Here is an 8,448-nt window from a genome sequence, read left to right as displayed (position 1 = left end):
GGGGTGAGGGGCGAATCCAACGCAAATCAAAAAGCCGTGCGCCCCCCGCTCTTCACCACTCAATAGGCCGAGTGTCAGCTCGCCTGCTTTTGATCTTAGAGCCCGTCGGCAGGCTGAGTGGAGGGATCGATCCGGGGGTGGGAGCGCAGCGACCGTTTGGCGTAGCCAAACACAGCGAGAGGAGGTGCAGCGTAGCAAACCGTAGGCGCTGTCCCCCGGATCGATCCCGCAGCGAAGGAACCCCGAGCCCCAGCGAGCGGGCCGAACGTCAGGGCACAGACCTTTTGGTTACTTTTTGGGGCGTTTGCCAAAAGTGACCCGCCGTAAGGGCGGAACCATAATCAGCCATCACCGCAGCAACGGATATGCCCACCCCCCCCAAAACAAAATCAATCAGAGCTACGCACACTACTCCGATACATAAACACCAAAGCCCCCGCCAAAAGCACCATCGCCAACACCCGACTCCCCGACAACTCAATCGCCGGATTCCCAAACCAGCCAAAATTATCAATCAACATCCCCATCCCCAACTGCCCGACAATCACCGCCACCGTCGCCACCGCCGTCCCCACACGAGGCACCGCGCCCACCATGACAATCATATAAACCACCCCAAACAGCGCCCCGCTCAACTGCCACTTCGGCACATCCAACAACCCCACCGCATGCGCCGGTTCAAAAAACAAAATCAACAACCCGGTCACCAACGCACCCACAGCAAACGTCAACAAACTACTGCGCAACACACCAACGGTTTCCCCCAAGCGCCCATTGATCGCCGCCTGAACACTCAACACCGCACCCGCCGCAACAACCACGGCCAACAAAATAATCAGATTCATCATCAACCCCGAGCAATCAAAACAAGTGCCGCGACAATCAACAGCAGCGCCAACCAACGCTCACCGTTGACCTTTTTGCGCGTCGCCCCGAACCAGCCGAAATGATCGATCAACACACTCTTGCCGACCTGCCCGGAAAGAATCGCGATCATCGTCATGGCGATACCAATGTGCGGCGTGGCCAAGGTCAGCACCACCACATAAATCGGCCCGAGCAAACCACCGATCAACTGCCAGCGCGGCAGCGTGTTCAGCGCCGGCCCTTTCTGTGGCCCCGCAAACAACAGCAGCAAAAAAAGAATCGCCGAGCCGACCCCAAAGATGCTCAACGTCGCCCACAAATGCCCGACCTGCGCACCCAACGGCCCGAGCAAACCCGCCTCCACCGACAAACCCATCCCCGCCAGAATCACCAGTGGCAGCAACAATAAGCGCAACCCCGGTTTGGCCACCGGCGGCGCAACACTCACTTCATCCAACGTTTGCATAAATACAATCCAGCCCAGTCAACAATGGCGCGGATTATCGGCTGGCATCGCTGTGCGATAAATGGGAGCATCCGGACAATACTTTTGCGCAACACGCACAGCAGGACAGACCATGCACGGCCTCAACGAACTCGGATTCAAAGCGCTGCGACTGTTTGTGGCCGTTCTCGATCACGGCAGTTTTTCCGAAGTCGCCCGTCGCGAAGGCGTGGCGCCCTCCTCGATTTCGCGGCAGATCCAGTTGATGGAGCAAGCGCTGAATCAGCAATTGCTCTACCGCCACACCCGCGCCGTCACGCCGACCGAGGCCGGGCGCATGCTCGGCCATCACGCACGGCTGGTGTTGGTGCAATTGGAAGAAGCCGAACAGGCGTTGCAGGAACAGCAAAGCGAACCCACCGGCCTGGTGCGCATCAACGCCCCAGTGGTGTTCGGCCAGCGCCATCTGACGCCGTGGCTGGGCAAGTTGTGCGCGCGCTATCCGAAGCTGCAACTGGATATTCAGCAGACCGACCATTACGTCGACCCGCTGCAAGAAGGCGCGGATCTGCTGTTCCGCATCGGCCCGCTGCACGACTCCAGCATGCAAGCGCGGATTCTGGCGCCGCACCGCTTTCAGGTCGCGGCCAGCCCGGCGTATCTGCAAAAACATGGTATCCCGCGCCACCCTGACGATCTCGCGCAACACCAGTGCCTGGCGTACAAAGGCGCGGCCGGACTGCAGCGCTGGTTCTTCCGTCGCGACGGGCAGGACTGGACTCCGTACTCGGTCAAAGGCCCGATCACCGGCAACCACGCCGACACCCTCACCCAAGCCGCTGAACAGGGCTTGGGGCTGGTGATGTTTCCGTCGTGGCTGATTGGCGAGGCGGTGCGCGAAGGCACGTTGGTGCCGGTGTTGGGCGAGTATCAGGTGTCGAACAGTCTGGAGCCGCAGCAGATTGCGGTGCTGTGGCCGGGGAGTCGGCGCTTGTCGGTGAAGGTGCGCACCGTCATCGACTTCTTCATCGAATGCTTCGGCGAAGTGCCTTATTGGGATCGGGCTTGAAGGGTTGAAGATCAAGAGCCCCTCACCCTAGCCCTCTCCCGGAGGGAGAGGGAACTGATTGGGGGATATTGCAGGCATGCATCGACCTGAAAGCCCTGCTGTGAATCCATAATCGACTCGATTTCTCAGGTCGATGTACAACGCAAGACAACTCGGTCAGTCCCCTCTCCCTCCGGGAGAGGGCTAGGGTGAGGGGCTTTTCAACGTCAGATACGAAACTGGCCTACGAGCTTGCCAAGCCGCTGACCAAGATCCGCCAAACTACGCGAAGTCTGCGCCCCCAATTGCGTCTCATCCGCCACGCTGTCCACCGCCACCGCAATCTGGTGCACGCTGCGATTGATCTCTTCCGCCACCGCCGTCTGCTCTTCCGCCGCGCTGGCAATCTGCGCGTTCATCGAGTTGATCGTCGCAATCAACGACGCCATCGTGTCCAGCGAAGCCCCGGCCTGGTTGGCCTGCGCCGACGTGCCGTCACCCGCCTCACTGGATCGGCGCATCGCTTCCACCGCCGACTGTGTCCCCGCCTGCAGGCGATCAATCATCCCCTGAATTTCCTGGGTGCTGATCTGCGTCCGGCTGGCCAGCGCGCGCACTTCATCCGCCACCACGGCAAACCCACGCCCGGCCTCACCGGCCCGCGCCGCTTCGATCGCCGCGTTCAGTGCGAGCAGGTTGGTCTGCTCGGCAATCGAACGAATCACCCCGAGCACGCCGACAATCGAGCTCACGTCCTGCTGCAAGCTGTCCAGCGAAACGCCACTGCTGCGGATGTCATCAACCAACGCATGAATCTGTTTGATGCTGCCCGCCACCACGCGTTTGGCGCTCTGGCCTTCTTCGTCAGTCTGCTGGGCAGCGACGGCGGCGTTCTGCGCGCTCTTCGCCACTTCCTGCGCGGCGGCGGACATTTCGTTGATCGCCGTTGCCACCTGATCGGTCTCGTGACGCTGGCGCTCCATCGCCTGATCCGAGCGCTGCGCCTGATCCGAGACTTGCGTCACCAGCCCGGTGAGTTGCGTGGTCATCTCGGTGATCTGCCGCACCAGTCCGTGAATCTTGTCGACGAAGCGGTTGAACGAGCCGGCCAGTTCGCCGAGTTCGTCCTGACTGGTGATGTTCAGACGACGAGTCAAATCGCCCTCGCCCGCGGCGATGTCATCGAGATTCGCCTTCATCAGCGTCAGCGGACGCAAAATGGTATTGGCCAGCAACATGCCCGCCGCCGCGATCACCAGCAGCACAATCACGGCGACGCCAACAATGCTCAGCACCACGCCTTGCATGCGTTCCTGCACTTGCGTTTGCACCAGCGCCACTTGCGCTTCGATGCCGTCGAGGTTGACCGAAGTACCGACCGCCATGTCCCACTTCGCCAGGTATTCGGTGTAGCCGAGTTTCGGCACAAGCACCTGCGCATTGCCCGGCAGCGGCGAGCTGTATTGCAGATAGTGCGTGCCGTCCTTCGCCACTTTCACCAGGCCCTGGTTGACGTAAACGCCGTTCGGGTCGCGGTTGTCCTTAAAGCTTTTGCCCACGCCCTCCGGGTCGTTGGCCTTGAACAGGCGCACGGTCTCGGAGTCGTAGCCGAAGAAGTAGCCGTCCTTGCCGTAGCGAATCCCCGAGAGCAATTTGATCGCCTGCGCGCGCGCCGCGTCATCGCCGGGGGCGGCAGCGTCGTACAGCGGTTTGATCGTGGTCATGGCCACGGCGACGTAACTTTGCAGGGTGGCTTTGGCGTCGCCAAGCAAGCGCTCGCGGGTCTGCTCGACCTCGTTGCGCGCCTGTTGCTGGAGGATGAACAGCGTGGTCAGGCTGATGACCAGCGCAAAGAGCAGCACCGGGAGGACGGCGAGGGACAGGACTTTAGCCTTGAGGCTCAGGCGCATTGGGGGCTCACTCTTTTGGTTTTATTGGCGTGGTTAAAGGCTTTAACGGCACGCAAAAGCAAAAGTTGAATCGTGAGGCTCACCGCATTCCCCCTGTGGGAGCGGGCTTGCTCGCGAATGCGCTGTGTCAGTTAACAATGACGGTGACTGACAGGACGCCTTCGCGAGCAAGCTCGCTCCCACAGTTGGGATTTGTGGTGCTTAGAGAACCATCGCGGCCACCCAGCCGAACGCCAGCAGCGGCAGGTTGTAGTGCAAGAACGTCGGCACCACGGTGTCCCAGATATGGTGATGCTGGCCATCAACGTTCAAACCGGAGGTTGGCCCCAATGTCGAATCCGACGCTGGCGATCCGGTATCGCCCAGTGCCCCGGCGGTGCCGACGATGCACACGATCGCCATCGGGCTGAAGCCCAGTTGCACGCACAACGGTACGAAAATCGCCGCCAGAATCGGCACCGTCGAGAACGACGAACCGATCCCGATGGTTACCATCAGGCCCACCAGCAACATCAACAGCGCGCCAATCGCCCGACTGTGATTGATCCACGCCGCTGCGCTTTCGACCAGCGTGCGCACTTCGCCGGTGGCTTTGAGCACTTCGGCAAAACCCGAGGCAGAGATCATGATGAAGCCGATCATCGCCATCATCTTCATGCCTTCGGTGAACAGGTCGTCGGTTTCACGCCACTTCACAATGCCCGACGCCGAGAAGATCAGAAAACCGGCGAGCGCGCCGATAATCATCGAGTCGAGCAGCAACTGAATGATGAACGCCGCAGCAATCGCCAGACCGGCAATGCCGATGGTTTTCGGGTTGTAGGCAACGCTGACCTGTTCGACCTGCTCGATCTTTTCCAGATCGTAAACGCGCTTTTTGCGGTAGCTGAAGAACACCGCCACCAACAGACCGAAGACCATGCCCAGCGCCGGAATAGCCATGGCGTGCATGACATTGATCTGGCTGATGTCGACGCCGGCCTTGCTGACGTTGGCCAGCAGGATCTGGTTGAGGAAGATGTTGCCGAAGCCGACCGGGAACACCATGTACGGCGTGATCAGACCGAAGGTCATGACGCAGGCGATCAAGCGGCGGTCGAGTTGCAGCTTGGTCAGTACATATAGAAGTGGCGGCACCAGCAGTGGAATGAAGGCGATGTGGATCGGCAGGATGTTCTGCGAAGCAATCGCGACCACCCACAACAGACCGATCAACAGCCATTTGACACTGCCGACACCGCTCGAATGTTGACGATCGACCATCGCCAGCGCCTTGTCGGCCAATGCGTGGGCCAGGCCCGATTTGGCAATCGCCACGGCGAAAGCACCGAGCAACGCGTAGGACAACGCCACGGTCGCGCCGCCGCCCAGGCCGCTGTTGAACGCCTTGAGCGTGGCGTCGATACCCAAACCACCGGTCAGGCCGCCGACCAGCGCGCCGACGATCAAAGCGATCACCACGTGCACGCGCGACAGGCTGAGAATCAGCATGACGCCGACCGCCGCTATGACTGCATTCATTTCACTACCTCAAAAAACACTGCGGTGGACAACCAACCGCCAGACAGAATGAGTCCGCCAACGCTAAACCGGCGGATTTGCAAAGAGGGTCTTATTAGAAGGGCGCGCACTGTGCCGCAGCGAACTCCCCTTGTCAAAGCCATGCCCTCTAGGAGCTGCCGAAGGCTGCGATCTTTTGATGTTGTTTTTGATCGTCCCCACGCTCTGCGTGGGAACGCCTCAATGGACGCTCTGCGTCCGCTTTGGGACGCGGAGCGTCCCGGGCTGCATTCCCACGCGGAGCGTGGGAACGATCAATCAAAAGATCGCAGCCTTCGGCAGCTCCTACAGGGGGAACATGGGCAATTGTGTTTCAGGGATAAAGAAAGCCGATTCGCGGCCGTTACAGTGCAAAGTCGCAGATATTTATCGAATAAGGACGTCTCCATGTCGCTCAGACAACTTTCCATCCAATGGAAAATCACCCTGCTCGCCGGCCTTTGCCTGGCCGGTATCGTGACCCTGTTGGTGGGTCTTTCGCTGTATCGCATGGAGCACAGTTCCGCACTGGTGAAAGCTTCGAGCATGGAGATGCTCACCGAGTCGGCGCAGGCGCGCATCGAGTCCCAGGGCGAAGTGCAATCGGCGGGCATTCGCCAACAATTCATGGACGCCTATCAATACGGCCACGGGTTCTCGCGCCAGGTGTTGTTCCTCCGTGAACAGGCCGAGAAGCGTTTCCTCGACGCCTTCGACTTGCGCGAAGACATGACCCGTCAGGTCAAATCCGCGCTGCAAGCCAACCCCGATCTGCTCGGTCTGTCGCTGGTGTTCGAAGCCAATGCGCTGGATGGCAAGGACGAATTGTTCGCCAACCAGGCCGAACTGGGCAGTAACGACAAGGGCCGCTTCGCCCTGTACTGGTCGCAACCGACGCCTGGCAAGGTGACCTCGATGGCGCTGCCGGAAAGCGACATGGCCGACACCAGCACCGGCCCGTCCGGTCAGGCGGCCAATGCCTGGTTTACCTGCCCGCGCACCACGCTGAAACCCTGCGTGATCGAACCGTACTTCTACGTGATCGACGGCCACAACGTGCTGATGACCAGCATCGTGTTCCCGCTGGTCGTGGACGGCAAAGTCATCGCCTCGCTGTCGGTCGACATCAACCTCAACAGCCTGCAAGCCACCAGTCAGAGCGCGAGCAAGAAGCTCTATGACGGCCAGACCGCCGTGAGCATCATCAGCCCCGCCGGCCTGCTCGCCGGTTACAGCCCGGACGCCGGCAAACTCAGCCAGCGTCTGGATGCGGTCGACAAAACCAGCGGCGCTGAGCTGCTGCGGCTATTGGCCTCGAACAGCAACGTCACCAGCCTGCACAGCAACGGCCAGTTGAAAGTACTCTCGCCATTCCAACCGATTCCCGGTGGCCCGTCGTGGGGCGTGCTGCTTGATGTGCCGGAAAAAGTCCTCGTCAGCCGCGCCGAAGCACTCAAGCAACAACTGGACGCGAGCAACACCTCAGGCACGTTGATTGAGCTGAGCCTCGGCGTGCTCGCCGCGCTGATCGGCCTGCTGCTGGTGTGGCTGATGGCGCGCAGCGTGACCAAACCGATCCTCGGTGTGGCGCACATGCTCGAAGACATCGCCAGCGGTGAAGGCGATCTGACCCGCCGTCTGGCCTACGACAAGAAGGACGAACTCGGTCAATTGGCCGGTTGGTTCAACCGCTTCCTCGATAAATTGCAGCCGATCATTGCCGACGTCAAACGCTCGGTGCAGGACGCTCGCGACACGGCCGATCAGTCTTCGGCCATCGCCACGCAGACCAGCGCCGGCATGGAGCAGCAATACCGTCAGGTCGATCAGGTTGCCACCGCGTCCCACGAAATGAGCGCCACCGCACAAGACGTCGCGCGCAGTGCCGCGCAAGCTGCCGAAGCCGCCAAGGACGCCGATCGCGCCACCCGTCAAGGCCTCACCGTGATCGACCGCACCACCGCGAGCATCGACACCCTCGCCGCCGACATGAGCGCGGCGATGGTTCAGGTCGAAGGCCTCGCCGCGAACAGCGAGAAAATCGGCGCTGTGCTGGAAACCATCCGCGCCATCGCCGAGCAGACCAACCTGCTGGCCCTCAACGCCGCGATTGAAGCAGCGCGCGCCGGTGAAGCCGGACGTGGTTTTGCCGTGGTTGCTGATGAAGTACGCAACCTCGCGCGCCGCACGCAGGAATCGGTGGAAGAAACCCGTCAGGTGATCGAACAACTGCAGACCGGGACGCAGGAAGTGGTCGGTTCGATGGGCAACAGCCATCGTCAGGCGCAGGGCAGTGTCGAACAGGTTGGCCAAGCGGTGACTGCGCTGCGCCAGATCGGCGACGCGGTGACGGTGATCAGCGACATGAACCTGCAGATCGCCAGCGCCGCTGAAGAGCAGAGCGCGGTGGCCGAGGAGATCAATAACAACGTGGCGACGATTCGCGATGTGACGGAATCGTTGTCCGGGCAGGCAAACGAGTCAGCGCGAGTGAGTCAGTCGCTGAACAGCCTGGCGAATCAGCAGCAGAGTTTGATGGATCAGTTTCGCGTCTGAGACCACCACAATCGGTAGGAGCTGCCGCAGGCTGCGATCTTTTGATCTGGCTGTTTAAAGATCAAAAGATCGCAGCCTGCGGC

General features: G+C 60.7%; 5 protein-coding genes and 3 pseudogenes. 3 read left to right on the top strand and 5 right to left on the bottom strand.

Going from position 1 to position 8,448, the window contains the following annotated elements:
* Nucleotides 1-389: 389 nt before the first annotated feature.
* Both GVL50_RS27945 and GVL50_RS27940 read right to left on the bottom strand, forming a co-directional pair.
* Nucleotides 390-848 (bottom strand): DMT family transporter, encoded by a 459-nt coding sequence (locus GVL50_RS27945; protein ID WP_159815784.1) that lies wholly within the window; start codon nucleotides 846-848, stop codon nucleotides 390-392.
* Nucleotides 848-1,333 (bottom strand): DMT family transporter, encoded by a 486-nt coding sequence (locus GVL50_RS27940; RefSeq protein ID WP_053121916.1) that lies wholly within the window; start codon nucleotides 1,331-1,333, stop codon nucleotides 848-850. The genes GVL50_RS27945 and GVL50_RS27940 overlap by 1 nt, the downstream gene beginning before the upstream one ends.
* Nucleotides 1,334-1,445: 112 nt before the next feature.
* Between GVL50_RS27940 and GVL50_RS27935 the strand changes: the two genes are divergently transcribed.
* The gene (locus tag GVL50_RS27935; RefSeq protein ID WP_159815783.1) at nucleotides 1,446-2,381 is read left to right on the top strand and encodes a LysR family transcriptional regulator; all 936 of its coding nucleotides are present in this window, start codon (nucleotides 1,446-1,448) and stop codon (nucleotides 2,379-2,381) included.
* Nucleotides 2,382-2,587: 206 nt separating this feature from the next.
* Here the strand turns inward: GVL50_RS27935 and GVL50_RS29500 are convergent.
* The 3 genes and pseudogenes from GVL50_RS29500 to GVL50_RS27925 form a co-directional block, all read right to left on the bottom strand.
* Nucleotides 2,588-3,181, bottom strand: a pseudogene (locus GVL50_RS29500) (methyl-accepting chemotaxis protein); the annotation flags it as partial.
* 312 nt (nucleotides 3,182-3,493) lie between these two features.
* Nucleotides 3,494-4,270, bottom strand: a pseudogene (locus tag GVL50_RS29495) (cache domain-containing protein); the annotation flags it as partial.
* Between the two features lie 201 nt (nucleotides 4,271-4,471).
* On the bottom strand, nucleotides 4,472-5,791 hold the full coding sequence (locus GVL50_RS27925) for a Na+/H+ antiporter family protein (RefSeq protein ID WP_159815781.1): 1,320 nt from the start codon (nucleotides 5,789-5,791) through the stop codon (nucleotides 4,472-4,474).
* 48 nt (nucleotides 5,792-5,839) lie between these two features.
* On the opposite strand from GVL50_RS27925, the pseudogene GVL50_RS29490 reads away from it, so the two are divergent.
* Both GVL50_RS29490 and GVL50_RS29485 read left to right on the top strand, forming a co-directional pair.
* Nucleotides 5,840-7,507 (top strand): annotated as a pseudogene (locus GVL50_RS29490) (HAMP domain-containing protein); the annotation flags it as partial.
* Between the two features lie 102 nt (nucleotides 7,508-7,609).
* The gene (locus GVL50_RS29485; protein WP_371926052.1) at nucleotides 7,610-8,365 is read left to right on the top strand and encodes a methyl-accepting chemotaxis protein; all 756 of its coding nucleotides are present in this window, start codon (nucleotides 7,610-7,612) and stop codon (nucleotides 8,363-8,365) included.
* Nucleotides 8,366-8,448 lie beyond the last annotated feature (83 nt).

The sequence above is a fragment of the Pseudomonas sp. 18058 genome, assembly GCF_902706155.1.
Classification (GTDB): domain Bacteria; phylum Pseudomonadota; class Gammaproteobacteria; order Pseudomonadales; family Pseudomonadaceae; genus Aquipseudomonas; species Aquipseudomonas rustica.
This window is presented reverse-complemented; position numbering and strand designations above follow the sequence as displayed.

Excerpts from the sequence above, each read along its gene's own strand:
- GVL50_RS27935 (WP_159815783.1), top strand. The coding sequence starts at position 1,446 with ATGCACGGCCTCAACGAACTCGGATTCAAAGCGCTGCGACTGTTTGTG.
- GVL50_RS27945 (WP_159815784.1), bottom strand. The coding sequence starts at position 848 with ATGATGAATCTGATTATTTTGTTGGCCGTGGTTGTTGCGGCGGGTGCG.
- GVL50_RS29485 (WP_371926052.1), top strand. The coding sequence starts at position 7,610 with ATGGAGCAGCAATACCGTCAGGTCGATCAGGTTGCCACCGCGTCCCAC.
- GVL50_RS27940 (WP_053121916.1), bottom strand. The coding sequence starts at position 1,333 with ATGCAAACGTTGGATGAAGTGAGTGTTGCGCCGCCGGTGGCCAAACCG.
- GVL50_RS27925 (WP_159815781.1), bottom strand. The coding sequence starts at position 5,791 with ATGAATGCAGTCATAGCGGCGGTCGGCGTCATGCTGATTCTCAGCCTG.